Annotated in this window: 21 protein-coding genes and 1 riboswitch; of the genes, 11 read left to right on the top strand and 10 right to left on the bottom strand. The window is 71.4% G+C overall.

Features of this window, described 5'->3' with window-relative positions:
- Positions 1 to 60 precede the first annotated feature (60 nt).
- Positions 61 to 396: a co-chaperone GroES gene (locus ACIBCU_RS06335; RefSeq protein WP_099173024.1), complete on the top strand. Its 336-nt coding sequence runs from the start codon at positions 61 to 63 to the stop codon at positions 394 to 396.
- Positions 397 to 457: 61 nt separating this feature from the next.
- Positions 458 to 523, top strand: a riboswitch (guanidine-III (ykkC-III) riboswitch).
- A gap of 35 nt (positions 524 to 558) precedes the next feature.
- Positions 559 to 879, top strand: coding sequence for a multidrug efflux SMR transporter (locus tag ACIBCU_RS06330; RefSeq protein WP_099172860.1), 321 nt, complete (start codon positions 559 to 561; stop codon positions 877 to 879).
- A gap of 4 nt (positions 880 to 883) precedes the next feature.
- On the opposite strand, the gene ACIBCU_RS06325 is transcribed toward ACIBCU_RS06330, so the two are convergent.
- Positions 884 to 3382 (bottom strand): transglycosylase domain-containing protein, encoded by a 2499-nt coding sequence (locus ACIBCU_RS06325; RefSeq protein ID WP_399229641.1) that lies wholly within the window; start codon positions 3380 to 3382, stop codon positions 884 to 886.
- Between the two features lie 147 nt (positions 3383 to 3529).
- Between ACIBCU_RS06325 and ACIBCU_RS06320 the strand changes: the two genes are divergently transcribed.
- From ACIBCU_RS06320 to ACIBCU_RS06305, 4 genes are read left to right on the top strand one after another with little or no spacing between them, the layout of a single operon-like run.
- Positions 3530 to 4330, top strand: coding sequence for an ABC-2 family transporter protein (locus tag ACIBCU_RS06320; RefSeq protein ID WP_362926928.1), 801 nt, complete (start codon positions 3530 to 3532; stop codon positions 4328 to 4330).
- Positions 4323 to 5195 carry an ABC transporter permease gene (locus ACIBCU_RS06315; protein ID WP_399229639.1) on the top strand — a complete coding sequence of 291 codons (873 nt, stop codon included), beginning with the start codon at positions 4323 to 4325 and terminating at the stop codon, positions 5193 to 5195. Before ACIBCU_RS06320 ends, ACIBCU_RS06315 begins: the two co-directional genes overlap by 8 nt.
- An 18-nt stretch (positions 5196 to 5213) precedes the next feature.
- Entirely contained in the window at positions 5214 to 6182 is a 969-nt protein-coding gene (locus ACIBCU_RS06310; RefSeq protein ID WP_362927079.1) for an ATP-binding cassette domain-containing protein, read from the top strand.
- Between the two features lie 54 nt (positions 6183 to 6236).
- Positions 6237 to 6923, top strand: a complete 687-nt coding sequence (locus ACIBCU_RS06305) for a DUF1707 domain-containing protein (protein WP_362927078.1) — start codon at positions 6237 to 6239, stop codon at positions 6921 to 6923.
- A 3-nt stretch (positions 6924 to 6926) separates the two neighbouring features.
- On the opposite strand, the gene ACIBCU_RS06300 is transcribed toward ACIBCU_RS06305, so the two are convergent.
- The gene (locus tag ACIBCU_RS06300) at positions 6927 to 8189 is read right to left on the bottom strand and encodes an SGNH/GDSL hydrolase family protein (protein ID WP_399229637.1); all 1263 of its coding nucleotides are present in this window, start codon (positions 8187 to 8189) and stop codon (positions 6927 to 6929) included.
- Between the two features lie 154 nt (positions 8190 to 8343).
- Here ACIBCU_RS06300 and ACIBCU_RS06295 point away from each other — a divergent pair, with 154 nt between their 5' ends.
- Positions 8344 to 9669, top strand: a complete 1326-nt coding sequence (locus ACIBCU_RS06295; protein ID WP_399229634.1) for a DUF445 domain-containing protein — start codon at positions 8344 to 8346, stop codon at positions 9667 to 9669.
- A 150-nt stretch (positions 9670 to 9819) separates the two neighbouring features.
- Here ACIBCU_RS06295 and ACIBCU_RS06290 read toward each other — a convergent pair whose 3' ends face one another.
- The 5 genes from ACIBCU_RS06290 to ACIBCU_RS06270 form a co-directional block, all read right to left on the bottom strand.
- Entirely contained in the window at positions 9820 to 10125 is a 306-nt protein-coding gene (locus ACIBCU_RS06290) for a hypothetical protein (protein ID WP_362926924.1), read from the bottom strand.
- Between the two features lie 121 nt (positions 10126 to 10246).
- Positions 10247 to 11695: an argininosuccinate synthase gene (argG, locus tag ACIBCU_RS06285; RefSeq protein ID WP_362926923.1), complete on the bottom strand. Its 1449-nt coding sequence runs from the start codon at positions 11693 to 11695 to the stop codon at positions 10247 to 10249.
- A gap of 337 nt (positions 11696 to 12032) precedes the next feature.
- A complete protein-coding gene (locus ACIBCU_RS06280) occupies positions 12033 to 12812 on the bottom strand; it encodes a DeoR/GlpR family DNA-binding transcription regulator (protein ID WP_362926922.1) in 780 nt (259 codons plus the stop codon).
- Between the two features lie 29 nt (positions 12813 to 12841).
- On the bottom strand, positions 12842 to 13684 hold the full coding sequence (locus tag ACIBCU_RS06275; RefSeq protein ID WP_362926921.1) for a class II fructose-bisphosphate aldolase: 843 nt from the start codon (positions 13682 to 13684) through the stop codon (positions 12842 to 12844).
- A 174-nt stretch (positions 13685 to 13858) separates the two neighbouring features.
- Positions 13859 to 14761 carry a helix-turn-helix transcriptional regulator gene (locus tag ACIBCU_RS06270; RefSeq protein WP_399229631.1) on the bottom strand — a complete coding sequence of 301 codons (903 nt, stop codon included), beginning with the start codon at positions 14759 to 14761 and terminating at the stop codon, positions 13859 to 13861.
- Between the two features lie 138 nt (positions 14762 to 14899).
- On the opposite strand from ACIBCU_RS06270, the gene ACIBCU_RS06265 reads away from it, so the two are divergent.
- From ACIBCU_RS06265 to ACIBCU_RS06255, 3 genes are all read left to right on the top strand, one after another.
- Positions 14900 to 15595: an SDR family NAD(P)-dependent oxidoreductase gene (locus ACIBCU_RS06265; protein ID WP_362926919.1), complete on the top strand. Its 696-nt coding sequence runs from the start codon at positions 14900 to 14902 to the stop codon at positions 15593 to 15595.
- A gap of 65 nt (positions 15596 to 15660) precedes the next feature.
- Positions 15661 to 16146, top strand: a complete 486-nt coding sequence (locus ACIBCU_RS06260) for a GNAT family N-acetyltransferase (protein ID WP_362926918.1) — start codon at positions 15661 to 15663, stop codon at positions 16144 to 16146.
- Positions 16147 to 16312: 166 nt separating this feature from the next.
- Positions 16313 to 17242: a Ku protein gene (locus tag ACIBCU_RS06255; RefSeq protein WP_399229628.1), complete on the top strand. Its 930-nt coding sequence runs from the start codon at positions 16313 to 16315 to the stop codon at positions 17240 to 17242.
- A gap of 131 nt (positions 17243 to 17373) precedes the next feature.
- Here the strand turns inward: ACIBCU_RS06255 and ACIBCU_RS06250 are convergent, their stop codons facing one another.
- Both ACIBCU_RS06250 and ACIBCU_RS06245 read right to left on the bottom strand, forming a co-directional pair.
- Complete coding sequence (locus ACIBCU_RS06250) at positions 17374 to 18333, bottom strand: ATP-dependent DNA ligase (protein WP_399229625.1); 960 nt, start codon at positions 18331 to 18333, stop codon at positions 17374 to 17376.
- Between the two features lie 46 nt (positions 18334 to 18379).
- Entirely contained in the window at positions 18380 to 18973 is a 594-nt protein-coding gene (locus ACIBCU_RS06245; protein ID WP_399229623.1) for a dihydrofolate reductase family protein, read from the bottom strand.
- Between the two features lie 164 nt (positions 18974 to 19137).
- On the opposite strand from ACIBCU_RS06245, the gene ACIBCU_RS06240 reads away from it, so the two are divergent.
- Positions 19138 to 19500 carry a hypothetical protein gene (locus ACIBCU_RS06240; protein ID WP_362926914.1) on the top strand — a complete coding sequence of 121 codons (363 nt, stop codon included), beginning with the start codon at positions 19138 to 19140 and terminating at the stop codon, positions 19498 to 19500.
- A gap of 84 nt (positions 19501 to 19584) precedes the next feature.
- Here ACIBCU_RS06240 and ACIBCU_RS06235 read toward each other — a convergent pair whose 3' ends face one another.
- Positions 19585 to 20925, bottom strand: coding sequence for an SGNH/GDSL hydrolase family protein (locus tag ACIBCU_RS06235; RefSeq protein ID WP_399229620.1), 1341 nt, complete (start codon positions 20923 to 20925; stop codon positions 19585 to 19587).
- Positions 20926 to 21001 lie beyond the last annotated feature (76 nt).

The raw sequence follows: 21001 nt of genomic DNA, 5'->3' as shown, positions 1-21001 counted from the left end.
GCCCTGGGGCGTGCGGAGGGGTTCGGGGCAGGTAGGTTTCGGGGCGTGAGCGACAACGGCATGAGCAACACCGACGACAAGCTGCCGATCCGGATGCTGCACGACCGTGTGCTGGTGCGGTCGGATTCGCCCGAGGGCGAGCGGCGGTCCGGCGGCGGCATCCTGATTCCGGCGACGGCGGCGGTCGGTCGGCGTCTGGCGTGGGCCGAGGTGGTCGCTGTCGGCCAGAACGTGCGGACCGTGGAGCCGGGTGACCGGGTGCTGTACGACCCCGAGGACCGCGCCGAGGTCGAGGTGCGGGGTGTGGCGTACGTCCTGATGCGGGAGCGGGATCTGCACGCGGTGGCCGCGGACCGGTTCGAGGGTTCGGTGGATTCGACCGGGCTCTATCTGTAGGCAGGTGTGGGGTGAGTGGGCCTGGTGACCGTGGTCACCAGGCCTTTTGGCTGTCCCGGGGGGCTTGCTACGGTGGTGTGACCCCGACGAGACGCGCCGTACCGGGTTTCCGCAAAGACGACGCACCCGTGTTGTTCGCGTGTTTCGTCGTGGAGGTCTGTCGTGGCGTGGGTTCTGTTGATCGTCGCCGGTCTGCTGGAAGTGGGCTGGTCGATCGGGATGAAGTACACCGAGGGGTTCACCCGGCTGTGGCCGAGTGTGTTCACCGGCCTGGGGATCGTGGCCAGCATGATGCTGTTGTCGCAGGCGGCGAAGACGCTGCCGATCGGTACGGCCTACGGCGTGTGGGTGGGGATCGGCGCGGCCGGTGCGGCGGTGCTGGGCATGGTGGTGCTGCATGAGCCGGTGACGGCTGCCCGTATCTTCTTCGTCTGTCTGCTGCTGGTGGCTGTGGTGGGTCTGAAGGCGACGTCCGGGCACTGAGTGTTCAGGGGCGGGCGGGGCCGTGGGGGCCCTGTCCGTCCCTTTCGCGTCGGTCGGCGGGGTGGTCGTCGGCGGGGCGGCTCCCGGCGGGGCCGGCGGGTTCGATGCCGGGCTGCTGCCCGGCGTCGGGTCCCTGCCCGGCGTCGGGTTCCTGCCCGGCGTCGGGTCCCTGTGCGGCGGAGTCGCGGTCGGTGCCTTCCTCGGCGGGGGCGCGGGAGGGTGCGTCGGCGGGGGTGGTGGTGCGGGGTGTTCGTGGGGCCCGGGAGGCTTCGGAGGCGGCGTCCGGCGTGCGGTTGCGGGCGCTGTCCCGCTTCTCGCGGGAGTCTCCGGTGCCGGGTTCGTCGGTGCCTCCGGCTTCCTCGGTGTCCTCGGTGTCCTCGCCCTCCGCGCTCTCGTCCGGGTCGGGCTCCTCGGGGCCTTCGTCGGCCTCGAGTTCGAAGCCCTGCACCTCGCTGCCTTCGAGCGCGGCCCGGGTGTAGGCGGCCCAGGTCTGGGCCGGGGCGCCGCCGCCGTTCATGCGGGCGAGGCCGAGTGCTCCGTAGAGGGGCTTCTGTACGCCGGTTTTGGGGTCCTGGCCCATGACGGCGATGACGGTGGCGAGGTCCGGGGTGTAGCCGGCGAACCAGGCGGCCCTGTCCTCCTCGGCGGTGCCCGTCTTGCCCGCTGCGGGGCGGCCCGCGCCCAGGGCGGCGGTGCCGGTGCCGCCGTCCACGACGCTCCGCAGGACGGAGGTGGTGGTGTCGGCGGCTTCGCGGCTGACGGCCTGCCGGGTGTTCCTGGCGGGGAGGTCCAGCTCGGTGCCGTCCTTGCTGATCTTGGCGACGAGGGTGTGGGGCCGCTGTCTGCCGTGGTCGGCGAGGGTGGCGTAGGCCGAGGCCATGTCGACGGCGCTGGCGGTGGCGGGGCCGAGTGCGATGGAGGGGGAGGCCGTGAGGTCGGGGGTGTCCTGGGGGATGCCGAGGGCGACCGCGGTGTCCTTGACCTCTTGGGGTCCGACGTCCTGGGCCATCTGGGCGTAGACGGCGTTGACGGATTTGTCGGTGGCCTCGCGGACGGTGATGGAGCCGTAGTCGACGTCGTCCTCGTTGGCGGGGGAGTAGCCGGTGGAGCCGGCGGCGCTCTGGACGGTGCGTTTGTTGGTGCCGTCGTAGCGGGTGTTGGGGGTGATGGCGCGGTCCTTCTGGGTGGTGGACCCGTTGGCGAGGGCTGCGGCGAGGACGAACGGCTTGAAGGTGGACCCGACCTGGTAGTCGCGGCGGGTCGCGTTGTTGACGTACTGCTTCGTGTAGTCGATGCCTCCGTAGAGGGCGACGACGTGGCCGGTGGCGGGGTCGATGGAGGCGCCGCCCGCGCGGACGTTGCGGTCGGCTTCGCGGTCGTCGCTGGTCTTGGAGAGGACGTTGTCGTCGACGGCTTCGACGAGGGCGTCCTGCTTCTTCTTCTGGAGTGTGGTGGTGATGCGGTAGCCGCCGGTGGCGAGGGTGTCCGCGTCGATGATCTTGTTGGCGGTGAGGTAGTCCTCGACCGCCTGGATGATGTAGCCGCGCTGGCCGGAGAGTGCGGTGGCGGGCTTGGCCTCGTCGGGGGCGGGGAACGTCATCGCGTCGCGGTCGGCGGCGCTGAGCCAGTGGTGCTTGACCATGCCGTCGAGCACGTAGTCCCAGCGGGCGAGGACGGCCTTCTTGTTCTCGGGGTGGGCGACGACGTCGTACGAGCTGGGGGCGTTGAGCAGGGAGGCGAGGTAGGCGCCTTCGCCGGCGTCGAGGTCTTCGACGTCCTTGCCGTAGTAGGCGTGGGAGGCGGCCTGGATGCCGTAGGCGTTGCGGCCGAAGTAGCTGGTGTTGAGGTATCCCTCGAGGATCTCGTCCTTGCTCTGCTCGCGGTCGAGCTTGATGGAGATGAAGAATTCCTTGGCCTTGCGGATGACGGTCTGTTCCTGGCCGAGGTAGTAGTTCTTGACGTACTGCTGGGTGATGGTGGAACCGCCCTGCCTGCCCTTGCCGGTGACGGTGTTCCAGCCGGCGCGGAGGGTGGCCTTGATGTCGATGGCGTCCTCGGAGTAGAAGTCCCGGTCCTCGGCGGCGAGTACGGCGTGCTGGATGGTGGGGGGGATGCGGTCCAGCGGGATCTTCTCGCGGTTGATCTCGCCGTCGCGGGCGATGACGGTCTTCCCGTCCGCGTACACGTAGACGTTGGCCTGCGCGGTCGCGGCGGCGTTGGCGGCGGGGATGTCGATGAGCTGGTAGCCGGCGATGAATCCGCCGACGAGGAGCAGTGCGAGGAGAAGTACGCCGCCGAGGGTCATGCGCCAGGTGGGGATGGCGCGGCGCCAGCCGGTGCGCTTGGGCCGCTTGGGGCGTTTTTTGCGCCCCTTGGGCTCCTGTGCGCCGTTCGGGTGGCGGGAGTCGGAGGCGGGGGCCGCGGCCGAGGGGTCTCGGGGGGCCCAGCCCTGGGTGCCCTGCTGACCAGGGTCTCCGCCGTGCTGCGGTGGCTCTTGGCTCATGACTGTGGAGGCTCCTCGACTACGGATGATTTTCCTATAGTGCACTTTTCGGACGGATAACCCTCGGATCCCTCCACGGAAATGGGGTCGCGGCGGCCGAACGCCGTGGACTAGGGTCGTGCGCTTTGGCGGATTGAGGGGGGCGAGGTGCGGCTCTATGCCGTGGTGGCGGCCGGTGGGTTCCGGCGGTATGCCACCTATCGGGTGGCGACGCTCGCGGGGGTGTTCACCAACACCGTCTTCGGTTTCATCATGGCGTACACCTACATCGCTCTGTGGGACGAGAGACCGCAGCTCGGCGGCTACGACATGTCGCAGGCTCTGACCTATGTGTGGCTGGGTCAGGCCCTGCTGATGACCTGCGCGATGATGGGCGGCGGCTTCGAGGACGAGCTCATGGAGCGGATCCGCACGGGTGACATCGCGGTCGATCTGTACCGGCCGGCCGATCTGCAGCTGTGGTGGCTGGCGGGGGACCTGGGCCGGGCCGCGTTCCATCTGCTGGGGCGCGGGATCGTGCCGATGGTGCTGGGGGCGCTGGCCTTCGATCTCGCGATGCCGCGCTCTCCGTGGGTCTGGCTGGCCTTCCTCGTGTCGGTGGGGCTGGGCGTCGTGGTGAGCTTCGGGGTGCGCTTCCTGGTCGCGTTGTCGGCGTTCTGGCTGATGGACGGGGCGGGCGCGATGCAGATCGCCTGGCTGGCCGGGCTGTTCTTCTCGGGGATGATGCTGCCGCTGACGCTGTTCCCCGGTTGGCTCGGGGAGCTGGCCCGCGTCCTGCCGTGGTCGTCGCTGCTCCAGGTCCCGGCCGATGTGTTCCTCGGCACGTACGCGGGCTGGGACGTCGTGCGGGCATACGCCTTCCAGGCCGGCTGGGCGGTGGCGCTGCTGCTGGCCGGGAGGCTCCTGCAGTCGGTGGCGACCAGAAGGGTGGTGGTCCAGGGTGGCTGAGGTCCGGGTCGGGCGTGTTGCGGCCGTGGAGCCGGAGACGGCGTTCGCCGAGCGGTCCCGGCTGGTCGAGGGGGTGCGGGCGTACGGGCTGATCGTGGCGATGTGGCTGCGCTCGACGATGGCGTACCGCGCGTCGTTCGTGATGACGACCGTCGGGAACTTCGTGTCGACGGCGTTCGATTTCGTCACGATCATGCTGATGTTCGCGCACGTCGACGTGCTGGGCGGGTTCACCCTGCCGGAGGTCGCGTTGCTGTACGGGACGTCGGCGACCGCGTTCGGGCTGGCCGACCTGGTGCTGGGGTCGATGGACCGGCTGGGGCGCCGGGTGCGGGACGGGACGCTGGACACGCTGCTGGTGCGGCCCGTCCCGGTGCTGGCGCAGGTGGCGGCGGACCGGTTCGCGCTGCGCCGGCTGGGGCGGATCACGCAGGGTCTGCTGGTGCTGGGCTACGCGCTGTTGACGCTGGACATCGACTGGTCGCCGCTGAAGGTGGTGATGCTGCCGCTGATGGTGCTGAGCGGGGCGGCGATCTTCGGGGCGGTGTTCGTGGTGGGGGCGGCGTTCCAGTTCTACGCCCAGGACGCCTCCGAGGTGCAGAACGCCTTCACGTACGGGGGGACGACGATGCTGCAGTACCCGCCGACGGTCTTCGCGAAGGACCTGGTGCGCGGGGTGACGTTCGTGGTGCCGCTGGCGTTCGTGAGCTGGCTGCCGGCCCTGTACGTGCTGGGGCGGGACTATCCGCTGGACCTGCCGCAGTGGGTGGCGTGCCTGCCGCCGGTGGTGGCGGCGGGGTGCTGGGTGCTCGCGGGGCTGGCGTGGCGTGTGGGGCTGCGGTCGTACCGCAGTACGGGAAGCTGAGGAGTGGGCGTGGACGACATGGACTTCATCGAGCTGGACGGCGTCGAGAAGGTCTTCGACGTGCGCCGTAAGACGGGCTTCATGCGCCGTGAGCGGCGTGAGGTGCGGGCGGTGGACGGGATCAGCTTCCGGGTGCCGCGCGGTGAGATGGTCGGCTACATCGGCCCGAACGGGGCGGGCAAGTCGACGACGATCAAGATGCTGACGGGCATTCTCACGCCGAGCGGCGGCCGGCTGCGGGTCGCGGGGATCGACCCCAGCCGAGAGCGTACGAAGCTGGCGCACCGGATGGGCGTGGTCTTCGGGCAGCGTACGACGCTGTGGTGGGACCTGCCGTTGCGTGACTCGTACCGGCTGATGCACCGGATGTACCGGATCCCGGACAGCCGTTACCGGGAGAATCTGGACCGTTGCGTCGAACTCCTGGATCTGGGAGCGCTGTTGGAGGTCCCGGTGCGTCAGCTGTCGCTGGGGCAGCGGATGCGGGGCGACATCGCGGCGGCGCTCCTGCACGATCCCGAGGTGCTGTATCTGGACGAGCCCACGATCGGGCTCGATGTGGTCTCCAAGGCGAAGGTGCGGGGGTTCCTGCGGGACTTGAACGCGGAGCGGTCCACGACGGTGCTGCTGACCACGCACGATCTGACCGACATCGAGCAGCTGTGCAAGCGGGTGATGGTGATCGACCACGGCCGTCTGGTGTACGACGGTGCGCTCGCCGGGCTGCACGAGGTGGGGGAGAGCGAGCGCACGCTCGTCGTGGACCTGGAGAGGGAGCTGCCGCCGATCGAGCTGGGGGCGGAGCCTTCGGTGCGGGTGGTGAAGGTGGAGGGGCCCCGGCAGTGGCTGGCGTTCCCGGCCGCGGCGTCGGCCGCCCCGCTGGTGGCGCGTATCGCGGCGGACTATCCGCTGGTGGACCTCTCGGTGCGGGAACCGGACATCGAGTCCGTGATCGCGAAGATGTACGTGTCGGATTCTGCTCTCTAGGTCCCTCCCTCGATTGCTCTATAGGGTGCCGGTATGACAAGTGACAGCCCGGACATGCGTGCCTCCGACGCGGAACGTGAGCGGGTCGCAGAGACCCTGCGGGAGGCCGTGGCCGAGGGCCGGCTGGAGATGGACGAGTTCGAGCAGCGGCTCGACGCGACGTTCAAGGCGCGTACGCACGGGGAGTTGGTGCCGCTCGTACGCGACCTGCCGGTGCCGGGCGGTCCAGCCCGGCCGGTGGCGGGGGCGGTGGCCGAGCGCAAGGGGTCGTCCGCGAACTGGCCCGCGCGGATCGGTGGCACCGCCACCTCGTCGGGGGCCTTCGCCTTCTGGGGCGGCTTCAGCCGCAAGGGCCGCTGGACGGTGGGCCCCAAGTTCACCGCGTTCGCGATGTGGGGCGGTGGCGAGATCGATCTGCGCGAGGCCCACTTCGCGGAGCGCGATGTCGTGATCCGCTGCTTCACGATCATGGGCGGCATGCAGGTGACGGTCCCGCCGGACCTCAACGTGCAGGTCAACGGCCTCGGGATCATGGGCGGTTTCGGCGAGCACTCCAAGCTCGACGAGGAGCCGTACCCCGCTCCGGAGGCCCCCCGGGTGAAGATCACCGGGTTCGCGCTGATGGGCGGGGTCGGCGTGGAGCGCAAGCGGAGCAGGGCGGAGAAGCGGCGGCTGCAGGAGCAGGAGCGGCTGCGGCTGCGGAAGCCGGACACGGGGGACGGGCGCAAGGAGCTCGGCTGAGCTTCAGAAGGTGTCGGCCTTCGGCGTCCCGTCCACGGCGCCGAGGTCGATCGCGTGGCCCAGTGCGCGGTAGCCGGCGTCGTTGAAGTGCAGCCGGTCTCCGGAGTCGTACTCGGGCAGGATCCGGTTGGGCGCGTAAGGGTCGCGTACGGCGCGGTCGAAGTCGACGAACGCGTCGAAGATCCGGCCGGAGCGGATCTCCTTGTTGACGGCGAGGCGCACGCTGTTGCTCCGGGGCGACCAGGTGGAGTAGCCCTGGAAGGGCGTCAGGGTCGCCCCGACGACCCGCAGCCCCTGGGCGTGTGCGCGCTCGGTGAGGGCGCGGAGCCCGGCCGTGATGCGCTGGGGGTCGGGCTCCTGGGGGTACTGCTGTACGTCGTTGATGCCGAGGGCGATGATCACGGTCTTCGCTCCGGCGACGGACAGGACGTCGCGCTCGAAGCGGTGGGCGCCGCTCCGGCCGCCCACGTTCTTGACGCCGTCCACCGTCAGCGGGCTGTCGCGCAGGAGCCGGTTGCCGGCGATCCCCTGGTTGGCGACGCCGTAGGCGTGCCGCAGCCGGTCGGAGAGGACGTCCGGCCAGCGGGTGTCGGCGTCGGTCGTGGAGCCGCTGCCCGCCGTGAGGGAGTCGCCGAGCACGACGATCGCGCCGGGCGACGCCTCGTTGCGGACGTCGACGGCCGTCAGGTAGCGCCACCGGGTGGTGCTCCAGGTGCCCCGGCCGTCGGCCAGGTAGGACGTCTGGTGTGCGTTGGGGTGCTGGGTGACGGGCCCGCCGGCGGACGGGGTGCGGAGGGTGACCTCCAGATCGGCGTCCGGGGCGACGGGCACCACGACCGGGTCGCTGACGACCTGGAGGCCGGCGGCGACGGTGACGGTGGGCCGGCCGCGGAAGGTCACCTGGCGGGTGTTGACGGTGGCCTGGTCGATGACGAGCGGTGTGGCGCCGAAGAGGTTGGACAGCGTGATGCGGGCGGCGTCGCCGCCGACGCTGGTGTGCACGATGTTGCGGATGGTGCTGCCGGGGTAGCCCTGTGCGGAATTCGGCTCCGCGCTGACGGGGGCCGCGGTCCAGGTGGCGACCCAGGTGCCGACGGAGTTGGCCGGTGCGGCGGGATTGCGGGCCGCCGCATGGGTCTGGGACCCGCTCAGCGGTTCCTGCCTCTTCCCGGCGATGAGCGACGTACCGAACGCGACGGCGGCGGCGAGCGCGACGGTGCCCGCTACGAGGGCGATGAGCAGGGCATACCCCTGGCGCCTGGGCATCTGTGGTGGTTCTCCTTGCGGTGTCCGGCCCCGGTGTTCGGGTCGCTCTCATGATGCGACAGGCCCTGGGGAACTCGACGTGCGGCCCAGGAGTAGGTGAGGTAGGGACAATGCGTACGGCACTGGGTGACGTGTACGCGGACGGGTGGAGCGGATGGAACAGGACGCGGGACAGGGATCGGCATCCGGGGCGGAGGGCCGTGGGACCGGACTGGGCGGGTTCGCGTACACCGCCGCCGATGAGGAGAAGCGGCGCGGTGTGCGCCGTATGAAGACCACCGCCACGGGGCTGCTCCTGCTCGTCGCGCTCGTGTACGTTCTCGCCACCTGGGCGAAGAACGAGGGAATGGGCGGCTGGCCGGGCTACGTCGCAGCGGCCGCCGAGGCGGGAATGGTCGGTGCGCTGGCGGACTGGTTCGCCGTCACGGCGCTGTTCCGGCGTCCGCTCGGCCTGCCCATCCCCCACACCGCCATCATTCCCACCAAGAAGGACCAGTTGGGGGCATCACTCGGTTCCTTCGTGGGCGAGAATTTTCTCTCCGGGGACGTCGTTCGTGACCGAATTCACGCTCTGGGGGTCGGCAAGAGGCTCGGAGCGTGGCTGGCGGAGCCGGAACACGCGGACCGGGTCACCGCCGAGCTGGCCACCGCGCTGCGCGGTGCGCTGACCGTGCTGCGGGACTCCGATGTGCAGGCGGTCGTCGGGGAGGCGATCACCCGGCGGGCGGACGCGGCGGAAGTCGGGCCGGGGATAGGGAAGATGCTGGAGGGGATCGTCCAGGACGGCGGTCACCGCAGGGTCGTCGACCTCGTCTGCGTACGGGCGCACGACTGGCTGGTCCTGCACGGTGACTCCGTGATGGACGCGGTGCAGGGCGGGGCGCCCGGCTGGACGCCCCGGTTCGTCGACAAGCGGGTGGGGGAGCGGGTCTACAAGGAGCTGCTGCGCTTCGTCACGGAGATGCGTGACATGCCGGGCCATCCGGCGCGCGGCTCGATCGACACGTTCCTGACGGACTTCGCGGCCGACCTCCAGACCGACAGCGACACCCGCGCCCGGGTGGAGCGGCTGAAGTCGGAGATCCTGGGGCGCGGTGAGGTCCAGGACGTCATCGCCTCCGCCTGGTCCTCCGTCCGTACGATGATCATCGCGGCGGCCGAGGACGAGCGCAGCGAGCTGCGGATGCGGGCCCGGGCGTCGCTGATCTCCCTGGGCGCCAGGCTCTCCACGGACGAGCGGCTGCAGGCGAAGCTGGAGGGCTGGCTGGAGGACGCGGCGGCGTATGTCGTCACGACGTACCGCACGGAGATCACCTCGCTGATCAGCGACACGGTGGCCGGCTGGGACGCGGACCAGACGTCGAGGAAGATCGAGGCGCACATCGGCCGTGACCTGCAGTTCATCCGGATCAACGGCACCGTGGTGGGTGCGCTGGCCGGCCTGGCGATCTATTCGGTGTCACACGCGCTGGGAGGCTGACCGGAGACGTGCCCGTCCTGTCGCACGGGCACGCCCCCGGGTCACGCGGGGAGTTGCTCTTCAGTACGCACCCCGCGGCGCCCGTGTTCAATCCCCCGGGCCGGACTTTCTCGGAGACGGCGCCGCGCGTGCGGCCGCTCCCCGGTGGCCCTATCGGGTGCCGCGCCGGGTGACCGCCCACGACGCGGCGGCGACGCCGCCCGCCACGGTGAACACCGCGGGCCAGGCGCCGAGCTTCTTGGCCAGGGGGTGCGAGCAGGCGAAGGCGGCGACGTAGGCGACGGTCAGCCCGGTGGCCGCGCGGGCCCCGGCCTGCCGGTTCCACTCGTACGCCGCCACCGAGCCGGCGGCGGCCAGCGCGACGCCGCCCAGCGGGCGCTTCCTGGTCCAGCGGGCGATTCCGTACCCGCCGACGAGTCCGCCCGCCGCCACTGCCGCTGCCGGGACCTTCGCCATTGCCGCCACCTTCGCTTTCCTGCGTCTCACCCGGCCTGACCGCCGAGAATCCGAGGATAAGGTCCCGGACCGGCCGGCCGGTCAGCCGGTCAGCCGGTCGGCCGGGGGGCGGGCCGGAACGTCAGTCGGTGCCGGACTCCATCGCGGCGCGGTCCAGCAGCTCGTCGTCACGGGAGACCTCGCCGCGCGAGGCGATGGCCTGCGCGCCGCCCTCGGACATGGCGCCGATCAGGCCGGTGGCCGCCGCCTGCGCGGCGCCGATCAGCGAGGGCTGGGTGGTGCCGACGAGGCCGAGGCCGGCGAACTGTTCGAGCCTGGCGCGCGAGTCCGCGATGTCGAGGTTGCGCATGGTGAGCTGGCCGATGCGGTCCACGGGGCCGAACGCCGAGTCCTCGGTCCGCTCCATCGACAGCTTGTCCGGGTGGTAGCTGAAGGCGGGGCCGGTGGTGTTGAGGATCGAGTAGTCCTCACCGCGCCGCAGCCGCAGCGTCACCTCGCCGGTGACGGCCGAGCCGACCCAGCGCTGCAGCGACTCGCGGACCATCAGGGCCTGCGGGTCCAGCCAGCGGCCCTCGTACATCAGCCGTCCGAGGCGCCGGCCCTCGTTGTGGTAGTGGGCGAGGGTGTCCTCGTTGTGGATCGCGTTGACGAGGCGCTCGTACGCCGCGTGCAGGAGGGCCAGGCCGGGCGCCTCGTAGATGCCGCGGCTCTTCGCCTCGATGATGCGGTTCTCGATCTGGTCCGACATGCCCAGGCCGTGACGGCCGCCGACCGCGTTGGCCTCCATGACCAGGTCGACCGGGGTGGCGAACGTCTTGCCGTTGATCGTCACCGGGCGGCCCTGGTCGAAGCCGATGGTGACGTCCTCGGTGGCGATCTCGACCGAGGGGTCCCAGAACCGGACGCCCATGATCGGGTCGACGGTCTCCACGCCGGTGTCGAGGTGCTCCAGCGTCTTCGCCTCGTGGGTGGCGCCCCAGATGTTGGCGTCGGTGGAGTACGCCTTCTCCGTGCTGTCGCGGTAGGGCAGCCCGTGGGCGACCAGCCACTCCGACATCTCCTTGCGGCCGCCGAGCTCCGTGACGAAGTCGGCGTCGAGCCACGGCTTGTAGATGCGCAGGTGGGGGTTGGCGAGGAGGCCGTAGCGGTAGAACCGCTCGATGTCGTTGCCCTTGAACGTGGAGCCGTCGCCCCAGATCTGCACGTTGTCCTCGAGCATCGCCCGGACCAGCAGGGTGCCGGTGACGGCGCGGCCGAGCGGCGTCGTGTTGAAGTAGGCACGCCCGCCCGAGCGGATGTGGAACGCACCGCACGCGAGCGCTGCCAGGCCCTCCTCGACCAGTGCCGCCCGGCAGTCGACCAGGCGCGCGATCTCGGCGCCGTAGGCCTTCGCACGGCCGGGCACCGACGCGATGTCGGGCTCGTCGTACTGGCCGATGTCGGCGGTGTAGGTGCACGGGACGGCACCCTTGTCGCGCATCCACGCGACCGCGACCGAGGTGTCGAGGCCGCCCGAGAAAGCGATGCCGACGCGCTCGCCGGTGGGCAGGGAGGTGAGAACCTTAGACATAGGAAGAGTATGCACTCGATTGTATGTATATGCAAATGGGTGCGCGGGAGGCGACCTCCGAGCACCTCGCGGACCTGTACGCCCGGGCGCTGCAGAGCCTGGTGGAGGGCTGACCCGCCCGGGATATTCGATAGGGTCCGGCCCAACACGACGAGGGGGGCCTCATGTTGATCCGTACCGGCCTGCGTGCCGCGATGCCGGCCGTGATTCTGGGAGCGCTGCTGGTGGGCTGCGGCGCGGCGACCACCACCGAAGGGCCGGGGAGCTGATCGGCACCCGGGACCGCGTCAACACGTGGATGCAGGGTCACCCGGAGGACTACCGCTGACCTGCGGGGTCACACCCGCAGGACGTCGATCCCCAGCGCGGTGAACTCCTCGACGACGCCCTCGGGCGCGTCCCGGTCCGTGACCAGCACCGACACCGCGCCGGTCTCGCAGACCTGGGCGAAGGCCCGGCGGCCGAGCTTGGAGGAGTCCGCGACGACGATCACCGTGCCCGCGCACTCGGCGAGGGCCCGGTTGGCGCCGGCCTCGGACTCGTCGTGCGTGGCCGCGCCGAACCGGGCGTGGACGGCGTCCACGCCGAGGATCGTGTAGTCGAGCGCGAGGCCGCGCAGGACCGAGTCGACCAGGGGGCCGACGAGCTCGTACGAATTCGGCCGGGCCACCCCGCCGGTCACGACGATCTTCACCTGGGGGCGGACCGCCAGCTCGTTGGCGATGTTGATCGCGTTCGTCACCACGGTCAGCGCCACGCCCCCGCCCGACGGCTCGGGCCGCAGCGCCAGTTCCCTGGCCACCTCGGAGGTCGTCGTGCCGCCGTTGAGGCCGACCGTGGAGCCCGTCGGGATCAGCTCGGCCGCGGCCTTCGCGATGCGCTGCTTCTCGTCCGCCCTGCGGGCCGCCTTGTAGCGCAGCGGCAAGTCGTAGGCGACGGCGCTCACCACCGCGCCGCCCCGGGTGCGGGTCAGCAGATTCTGCCGGGCGAGCTCGTCCAGGTCGCGGCGGACGGTGGCGGCGGAACAGCCGAGCCGTTCGGCGGCGTCGAGTACGTCGAGATGGCCCTGGTCGCTGAGGATCTCCAGCAGCCGGGTCCAACGTGTGTGTGCCGCCACCGGATCCTCCTCGCTCGCAGCTCACAAGCCTATCGTCCGGGCCGCGCCAGGACGCCCAGCAGGCGTGCCACCTCCGCCGCGACCGCGTCGCGGGCCGGGCCGAGATAGGTGCGGGGGTCCGCGGCCTCGGCGTGGGTGTCCAGATAGTCGCGGACGGCCCGGGTGAACAGCTTGTTCAGGTGCGTGGAGATGTTGACCTTCGTCATGCCGGCGCCGATCGCCGCCGCGAGACCCGTGTCGCCGACCCCCGAGGAACCGTGCAGGACGAGCGGGACCCCTACCGCGTCGCGCAGCCGGGAGATGAGCGCGAAGTCGAGGACGGCGTCCCGGGTCAGCATCGCGTGCGAACTGCCGACGGCCACGGCGAGCGCGTCGACGGCCGTGGCCTCCACGAACGCCTGGGCCTCGTCCGGGTCGGTGCGTACGCCGGGGGCGTGCGCCCCGTCCTTGCCGCCGATCTCGCCGAGCTCCGCCTCCACCCAGACGCCGTGGCTGTGGCAGTAGGCGGTGATCTCGCGGGTGGCCGCCACGTTCTCGGCGTACGGGAGCGCCGACGCGTCGAACATGACGGAGGTGAAGCCGAGCCGGACGGCCTCGCGCACCAGCCCGGCCGACTCGGCGTGGTCCAGATGCACGGAGACCGGCACGCCGGCCGCCCGGGCGACGGCGAGCGAGGCGAGCCCGATGGGTTCGAGGCCGCCGTGGTAGCGCGCGGTGTTCTCGCTGACCTGGAGGATCACCGGCAGCCCGGCGGCTTCAGCCCCGCCCACGATGGCCTGCGCGTGTTCGATCTGCACGACGTTGAAGGCCCCGACGCCGGTCGCGTCGGTCCGGGCGCCGTGCGTAATGACACCGGTGGATATGAGCGGCATGGGCGTCCTTCGCGGATGCGGGCTGCGTGAACCCAGGCGAATGGTGCTCGAAGTTGCTCATTTATAGCCTGCTTGAAGCAGATTGGAAAAGAGCAGCCGCCTCCGGAAGGGTTCGGAGGCGGCTGCTGAAGTGGTGACCGGGAGGCTGTGGCTGGCTTGACGTGGGGTCAAGGCTCAGGTCATGGCCTGGGTGCCGATGACGGCGAGCAGGCCGAGCCGGGCGGCGGCGTCGCTGCCGGGGGCCGCGGTGTACGCGACGACCCGCAGGTCGCTGCCCGCGGCGACCAGGACGTCGCAGTCGAGGGTGAGCGTGCCGATCTCGGGGTGGACGATGGCCTTGGCGCCGGACCGGTGGATGCCCACGATGCCCGAGTCCCACAGGCCGGCGAAGGCGGTGCTGGTCTCCCGCAGGTCCTTGATCAGTGAGCGCAGCCCCTGGTCGGCCGGGTAGCGGGCGGTGGCCGCCCTGAGGTCGCCCACCATCGTGGCCTCGAAGTCCGCCTTCTGCTCCGGTGTCTGGCGGACCCGGCCCGGCAGGCCGGTGAAGTGGCGCCAGATCATGTTGCGTTCGCGGCCGCGCAGTGCGGAGGGGTCGCCGAGCAGGGCGGCCCAGGACGGGTTCCATTCGACGAGGTTCCAGGCGGCGTCGTGAACGCTCAGCGGGGCACCGTTCAGCTGGTCGAGCAGCCGGCGCAGCCCCGGCGGGATGTGGTCCGAGATGTGGCCGGGCCCGGGCTCGGGCTGTCCCGCGAGCAGGTACAGGTAGGTGCGTTCGGCCTCGGAGAGGCGCAGCGCGCGTGCCAGGGAGGCGAGGACCTGCGGTGACGGGGACGTGGCGCGGCCCTGTTCGAGGCGGGTGATGTAGTCGACGGAAAGGGCGGCGAGCTGGGCGAGTTCCTCGCGCCGGAGCCCCGCCGCCCGCCGCACCCCGCCGGCGGGCAGCCCGACCGTGGCCGGGGAGATCCGGTCCCGCCAGCCGTGCAGGGCCTTGCCCAGGTCCCTGGAGCCCGGGTCGCCGGACGGGTTCCCGGACGGGGCCTTGGACGGTGCGGACGGTGTGTCCTTGGATGCGCTCACCTCTCCAGTATCCGGGCAGGCCCGTCGCACAGCCTGGTACTGCCGGTCCACCCGCTGAGGCGGGCACTCCCTGTCCGCCGGAGGCGCGAGCAGGGTGGAGGCATCACCCCACCGACCGCCGAACACGGGAGCGCCACCATGACCACCACCCTCATCACCGGAGCGAACAAGGGTCTCGGCTACGAGACCGCCCGCCGTCTCATCGAGGCCGGGCACACCGTCTACGCCGGGGCGCGCGACGCCCGGCGCGGGGAGGAGGCCGCGGCGCGGCTCGGCGCGCGCTTCGTCCAGCTCGACATCACGGACGAGGGCTCCGTCGAGGCCGCCGCCGCCTTCGTGACGAAGGACGCGGGCCGGCTGGACGTCCTGGTCAACAACGCCGGGATCGCCGGCGCACGCAAGCCGGTGGGCGAGGTGACCGGGGCGGACATGCGGAGCACGTACGAGACCAATGTCTTCGGTGCCGTGCGCGTGACCAGGGCCTTCCTGCCGCTGCTGGAGGCGGGGAAGGACTCGGTCGTCGTGAACGTGTCCAGCGGCCTCGGCTCGCTGGCGGCGACGAACGACCCGGCCCGTGTCGAGTTCACCGTGGCGGCGCTCGACTACAACTCGTCCAAGACGGCGCTGGTCATGGTGACTTCGCAGTACGCGAAGGCATTCCCGGGCATCAGGTTCAACGCCGTCGACCCCGGTTACACCGCCACCGACCTCAACGGCCACTCGGGCCCCAACACGGTGGAGGAGGGCGCGGACATCATCGTCCGTATGGCGCTCATCGGCGCCGACGGCCCGACCGGCGGCTTCTTCGACGAGGCCGGCCCCGCCGCCTGGTGACCCCGCGCCGGGCCGGGCCGACAATTCGATGGCCGGGCGCCCGGCTCCGCCCGTACGGTGCGCGTATGACTGCGCAGCTCCGCCTGGAGAAGGTGACCCCGGACAACGTCCTCGACGCGTGCCGCCTGAAGGTCGCACCCGAGCAGGAACGGTTCGTCTCCCCGGTCGCGCGGTCGCTGGCCGAGGCGTACGCCGATCCGGACAGGGCCTGGCCCCGGCTGGTCTACGACGGTGACCGGCTCGTCGCCTTCGTGATGGCCTTCTTCGACGTACGGTTCGGGCTCGGGGGCCCCGCCGACCCCGGGGACCGGCTCCGTTCCGGGCTCTGGCGGCTGGCCGTCGCGGCGGAGGAGCAGGGCAAGGGATACGGGCGCTTCGCCGTGGACGCCGTCTGCGAGGAGATCCTCCGGCGCGGACAGAAGCGCGTGACGGTGACCTGGGGGCAGGGGGAGCACGGTCCCGAGGAGTTCTATCTCCGGCTCGGCTTCCACATGACCGGCGAGATGAGCGGGGACCAGGTGGTCGGCGAGATGGACGTGCCGCGCGGCTGACCGTCCGGTCCCCCGGTGATCCACATGCGGTCCGGGGGCGGGGGCGCGAGGATCGTGATTACGGGCGGTGGCCCGGCCGCGCCTCGGCCCTCTCGGGTCGGTTCTCCCTTCCAGGCGCTCCGGTCCGCCTCCCGGCCAAGCCACCAGGGGGGTATGGAGGTACTGGATGCCGCGGCCCCTGTGGACAGGAGCGATCAGCTTCGGGCTGGTCACGATCCCGATCAAGGTGGTCTCCGCCACCGAGAACCACTCGATCTCCTTCCACCAGTACCACCAGGAGGACATGGGCCGGATCCGCACCCGCAAGGTGTGCGAGATCGACGGCAAGGTCCTCTCGCAGGAGGAGATCGGCAAGGGCTACGAGGTCGCCAAGGACCGGACCGTGCCCGTCACCGACGAGGAACTCGACCGGATGCCGCTGCCGACGGCGAAGGCCATCGAGATCGTCGCGTTCGTCGAGGCCGACAGCATCGACCCCGTACGGATCAGCGACAGCTACTACCTCGCGGTCGACGGCCAGGTCGCGGCGAAGCCGTACGCCCTGCTGCGGAAGGCGCTGGAGCGCAGCGACAAGGTCGCCGTGGCGAAGTTCGCCTGGCACAACCGTGAGCGGCTCGGCCTGCTGCGGGTGCGGGAGGACGCGATCGTGCTGCACTCGATGCGCTGGCCGGACGAGATCCGCAGCCCGGAATCCCTCGCCCCGCGGGAGACCGAGCTGGACGAGGACGAGATCGAACGCGCGGTGCAGCTCACCGACAGCATGGCCCTGGACGACATCTCCGGCTTCCGTGACCGCTACCGGGAGGCCCTGGAGGAGCTGCTCGCGGCCAAGTCCGAGGGCAAGGCGCTCCCGGCGGCAGCAGGGGAAGAGGAGGAGCCGGGGAAGGTCATGGACCTGATGGCCGCGCTGAACGCCTCGGTGAAGGCGGCCAAGGAGACGCGGGGCGAGGACGCGACCGTGCACGAGATGACGCCGGGCAAGTCCCGCGCCCGGAAGAAGGCCGCCCCGGCAGCGAAGAAGACGGCCTCCAGGAAGACGGCGGCCAAGAAGCAGCCGGCGAGGAAGACGGCGGCGAAGAAGCGGACCGCCTCCTGAGCGGCGCCCGACGGCATCGCGCCGCGGCCGGTCCGTCCCCGACGGCATCGCGCCGCGGCCGGTCCGTCCCGGACGGCATCGCGCCGCGGCCGGCCCCGTCACCCGCCCGACATCGGGGGCGGCCGGGCCCCTCACTCGATGTCGTCGGGCGCCAGGTCCGGGCGGAGCCGGTGCCAGGAGGGCTGACGCAGCTTCCCCGCCTTCGTCCGCGTCGAGTACCGCACCTCGCCGACCAGCCGCGGCAGCACCCAGCGCGCCCCGGCCACCGGGGGCGTCTCGTCGAAGGGACAGGTGTCGACCGCGGCGACACGGAGCAGCTCGGCGAGCCTGGTCCGCTCGGCGTCGCTCCACCCCGTCCCGACGCTGCCCGCGTAGCGCAGACCGCCCGGGTGCCGCTCGCCGACCAGCAGCGCGCCCGGCAGGCCGCCCAGCCGGCCGCGCCCGGGCACCCAGCCGCCGACGATCACGTCCAGCGTGCGGGCGTGGCGGATCTTGATCCACGTGCGGGCGCGGACCCCCGGCTCGTACACCGAGGTCAGCCGCTTCGCGATCACGCCCTCCAGCCCGGCCTCCCGGGTCATGGTGAGGGCCTCCTCGCCGTGCCCCACGACCACCGAGGGCGTCGACCAGCGCGGTCCGTTCAGCGCGAGCTCCTCCAGCGCCGCCCGGCGCTCGGCGTAGGGCGACGGCACGAGGCTCCGGTCCCGCAGGAACACGGCGTCGAACAGCACCAGGTGCGCCGGCACGCGCTGCGCCATGCGGGCGGCCTTCGCGGGCGATCCGGAGAGCCCCATCCGCGACTGGAGCCGCTCGAAGTCGCTGCGCCCCTGGTCGTCCAGCGCGACGATCTCGCCGTCCAGCACCGCCGGTACGCCGCCGAGCGCGGGCCCGAGCGCGGCCAGGTCCGGATACGCGGGGGTGATGACGGCCCCCGACCTGGCCAGCAGCTCGACCGATCCGTCCCCCGGCAGATAGACCATGGCGCGCTGGCCGTCCTGCTTCACCTCGTACGCCCACTGCTCGTCGACGGCGGCCGACGGCAGGCGGCCGGGGGTGGCGAGCATGGGGGCGATCCGGGGCAGAGAGGCCATGACAGCAGCTTCTCAGCGGTGACGCCGCCGGGCCCGCGGACACTCTCTACGCCGGGTCGGCGGCCCGGTAGGTGCACACGTGCACGCCCGTGCCGCTGATCACCGTCGACACCAGTTCGAGCGGGCGCAGCGCACCGTCGGTGGGGAAGATCGTCTTACCGCCGCCGACGATCACCGGCATGATCAGGAGCCGCAGCTCGTCGGCGAGGCCCTCGTGCAGCAGGGTCCGGGCGAGCGTGGCGCTCCCCATGACCAGCAGGTCGCGGCCCTCGGCCGCGCGCAGCTCCCGGATGCCGGCGACGGCCGAGTCACCGGGGACGCGGGTGGTGTTGGCCCACGTCAGCTTGTCGTCCCCGAGGGTGCTGGAGACGACGTGCTTCGGGATGGAGTTCATCCGGTCGGCGAAGGGGTCGCCCGCCCGCTCCGGCCACGCCCCGGCCATGTTCTGCCACGTACGGCGTCCGAAGAGCAGCGCGTCGGCGTCCTTCAGCGCGGCGTCGAAGGCGCCGCCCACCACCTCGTCGAAGTACGGATGGGTCCAGCCGCCCTGCGTGAAGCCGCCGTCGGTGTCCTCCTCGGGCCCGCCGGGCGCCTGCACGACGCCGTCGAGGCTCATGAACTCATTGATGACGATGCGCACGGCTCTCGCTCCTCTTTCCGTTCCGGATCCACTGCCATGAAGACTGCCGCACCACGGGAAAGTAATCGGTGCTGTCCGCACATCAGTTGGGGTGCCGAAAATGACGGGAACGAACGCGCGCACGCATGGCACCATGACCGCCATGACGACGAACCGAAAGGTCCATGCCGCGTAGCCGGTCAGGACACCTCCGAAGGGGCCGGGCGTACCCTCGCCGGCCCGACGGCACGAGCACCGTCATCGACGGGCTCTCCTCACGCACGCTCGCCGAGATCACCCGCCTGGAGCTGAGCCGCAACTACCTCGCGCCCGGTGAGGTCAGCGAGGCCGTGCGTACGTGGAAGCGGCACAGGCGGCAGTCGCTGCGCGTGCTGTGGCGCGACCACGAACTGGGCGACACCCACTGGGACTGCTGCGGCGATCCGTCGGCGGCGCGGGAGCTCCTCGACACCGTGATGGGGGCGCTGTCGCCCCGCGGGGCCCGTGAGCTCCGGCGCGTGGTCAGCAGGATCGACGGCGACGGGTGACCGCTGCCGTGCCGCTCTCCGGACCGCGTCGCCCGTACGGTCTCCCTCGTCCGCGAGGGGGACCGTACGGGCCGTACGACCGCGTCAGTTGTATCCGAAGCCCCGGGGCAGCGGCGCCTGCCGGAACAGCCGGGTGGGCACGGAGTCCGCCATCGCCCGGTACCCCGTGGGGTTGAGGTGGAGGTGGTCGCCGGTGTCCAGCTCCGCCCGCAGCTGACGGGGCTCCTGCGGGTCGCGGACGGTGCGGTCGAAGTCGATCACGCTGTCGAAGCGCCCGCTCGTGCGGATCCACGTGTTGACGGTCTGCCGGGCCTGCTCGCGGTAGCCGTCCGGGTCGTCGTACCCCGTGTTGCCGCCCATCGGGGTCAGTGTCGCCCCGTAGACGCGGATGCCCTGGGTGTGGGCGCGGGTGATGATCTGCTCGTACGCGGCGATGACGTCGGCCGCGACCTGCTTCTGGGCGGCCGGAGTGGCTTCGGCGGTGCCGATGTCGTTGATGCCCTCGAAGACGACCAGCCAGTCCACGCCGCTCTGGGCCAGGACGTCACGGTCGATGCGGGCCAGGCCGTTGGGGCCCAGACCGTCGTTGAGCAGGCGGTTTCCACCGGCCGCCTGGTTGACCAGGGCCGTCTTCGACGTGGCCGCACCGGACGCCAGCCGCTTCAGCAGCAGGTCGGGCCAGCGGTTGTTCATGTTCGTCGTCGAGCCCCGGCCGTCGGTCAGCGAGTCGCCGAGCACGACGGCCGCCGAGGTGGTGCTCCTGGACCAGACCTCGACGCCGCTGAGGAAGTACCAGTGGTCGGTGGGCGTCGCTCCGGGCAGGTCGGCGTCGGCGACATGCTCCCCGGCCCGCAGATAGGACGTCGTACGGGAGCCGGGGTGCGAGGTGATGGACGTGGAGGCCTGACCGGTCGCCAGATACACCGTCGCCGTGAGGTTCGACCCCGGCGCGAGCGCGAAGTCCAGCGGATCGGAGACCGCCTGCGCGCCCACCGGGACCGACACCGACGAACGCCCCTGGAAGGTCACGGGCCGCGTGGTCCCCGGGGCGATCGCGCTGGTGCCCGCCTTGTCGTCGAGCGGCAGGGCGACGGACACCTTGGTGATCGGCAGTGCGGCGCCACCGAAAGCATTCGAGAAGCGGAGCCGGATGTGCTCACCGCCCGTGGACACGTGGACCGTCTGCCGCAGGGTGGCGTCGTCGAGGACCGAGCCGTCCTGGGTGAACGGGGCCGGGGGCATGTTGCCCGGCTCCGTCAGCTGCGGCATGGACGTCCAGGTGCTCACCCAGCGGGCGTTGCGCTCGCCGGGCGCCGGTGAGCTGCCGGGGCCGTGGCCGTCCCCGGCGCCGAGCGCCGGGCTGACGACTGCGGCGGTGAGCGCGGCGGCGGCGAACAGGCTGAGGATCGACGATCTTCGGATCACGGTGGTGCTCCCTCTGGCTGGGTGGGGGAAGCAGGGGTGAATCCACAGGTGTGGACGGCTTCTTCACCGACGTCCG

It is taken from the genome of Streptomyces sp. NPDC051064 (genome assembly GCF_044455985.1).
In the GTDB taxonomy this organism is placed as follows: domain Bacteria; phylum Actinomycetota; class Actinomycetes; order Streptomycetales; family Streptomycetaceae; genus Streptomyces.
The sequence above is the reverse complement of the archived record's forward strand: the minus strand, read 5'-3'. Positions and strand labels throughout refer to the sequence as shown.

Coding starts and splice junctions, on each gene's coding strand:
- ACIBCU_RS06240 (WP_362926914.1), top strand. CDS start 19,138: ATGCCGCGTAGCCGGTCAGGACACCTCCGAAGGGGCCGGGCGTACCCT.
- argG (WP_362926923.1), bottom strand. CDS start 11,695: ATGTCTAAGGTTCTCACCTCCCTGCCCACCGGCGAGCGCGTCGGCATC.
- ACIBCU_RS06250 (WP_399229625.1), bottom strand. CDS start 18,333: ATGGCCTCTCTGCCCCGGATCGCCCCCATGCTCGCCACCCCCGGCCGC.
- ACIBCU_RS06275 (WP_362926921.1), bottom strand. CDS start 13,684: ATGCCGCTCATATCCACCGGTGTCATTACGCACGGCGCCCGGACCGAC.
- ACIBCU_RS06255 (WP_399229628.1), top strand. CDS start 16,313: ATGCCGCGGCCCCTGTGGACAGGAGCGATCAGCTTCGGGCTGGTCACG.
- ACIBCU_RS06265 (WP_362926919.1), top strand. CDS start 14,900: ATGACCACCACCCTCATCACCGGAGCGAACAAGGGTCTCGGCTACGAG.
- ACIBCU_RS06290 (WP_362926924.1), bottom strand. CDS start 10,125: ATGGCGAAGGTCCCGGCAGCGGCAGTGGCGGCGGGCGGACTCGTCGGC.
- ACIBCU_RS06260 (WP_362926918.1), top strand. CDS start 15,661: ATGACTGCGCAGCTCCGCCTGGAGAAGGTGACCCCGGACAACGTCCTC.
- ACIBCU_RS06325 (WP_399229641.1), bottom strand. CDS start 3,382: ATGAGCCAAGAGCCACCGCAGCACGGCGGAGACCCTGGTCAGCAGGGC.
- ACIBCU_RS06310 (WP_362927079.1), top strand. CDS start 5,214: ATGGACTTCATCGAGCTGGACGGCGTCGAGAAGGTCTTCGACGTGCGC.
- ACIBCU_RS06295 (WP_399229634.1), top strand. CDS start 8,344: ATGGAACAGGACGCGGGACAGGGATCGGCATCCGGGGCGGAGGGCCGT.
- ACIBCU_RS06300 (WP_399229637.1), bottom strand. CDS start 8,189: ATGCCCAGGCGCCAGGGGTATGCCCTGCTCATCGCCCTCGTAGCGGGC.
- ACIBCU_RS06335 (WP_099173024.1), top strand. CDS start 61: ATGAGCAACACCGACGACAAGCTGCCGATCCGGATGCTGCACGACCGT.
- ACIBCU_RS06305 (WP_362927078.1), top strand. CDS start 6,237: ATGCGTGCCTCCGACGCGGAACGTGAGCGGGTCGCAGAGACCCTGCGG.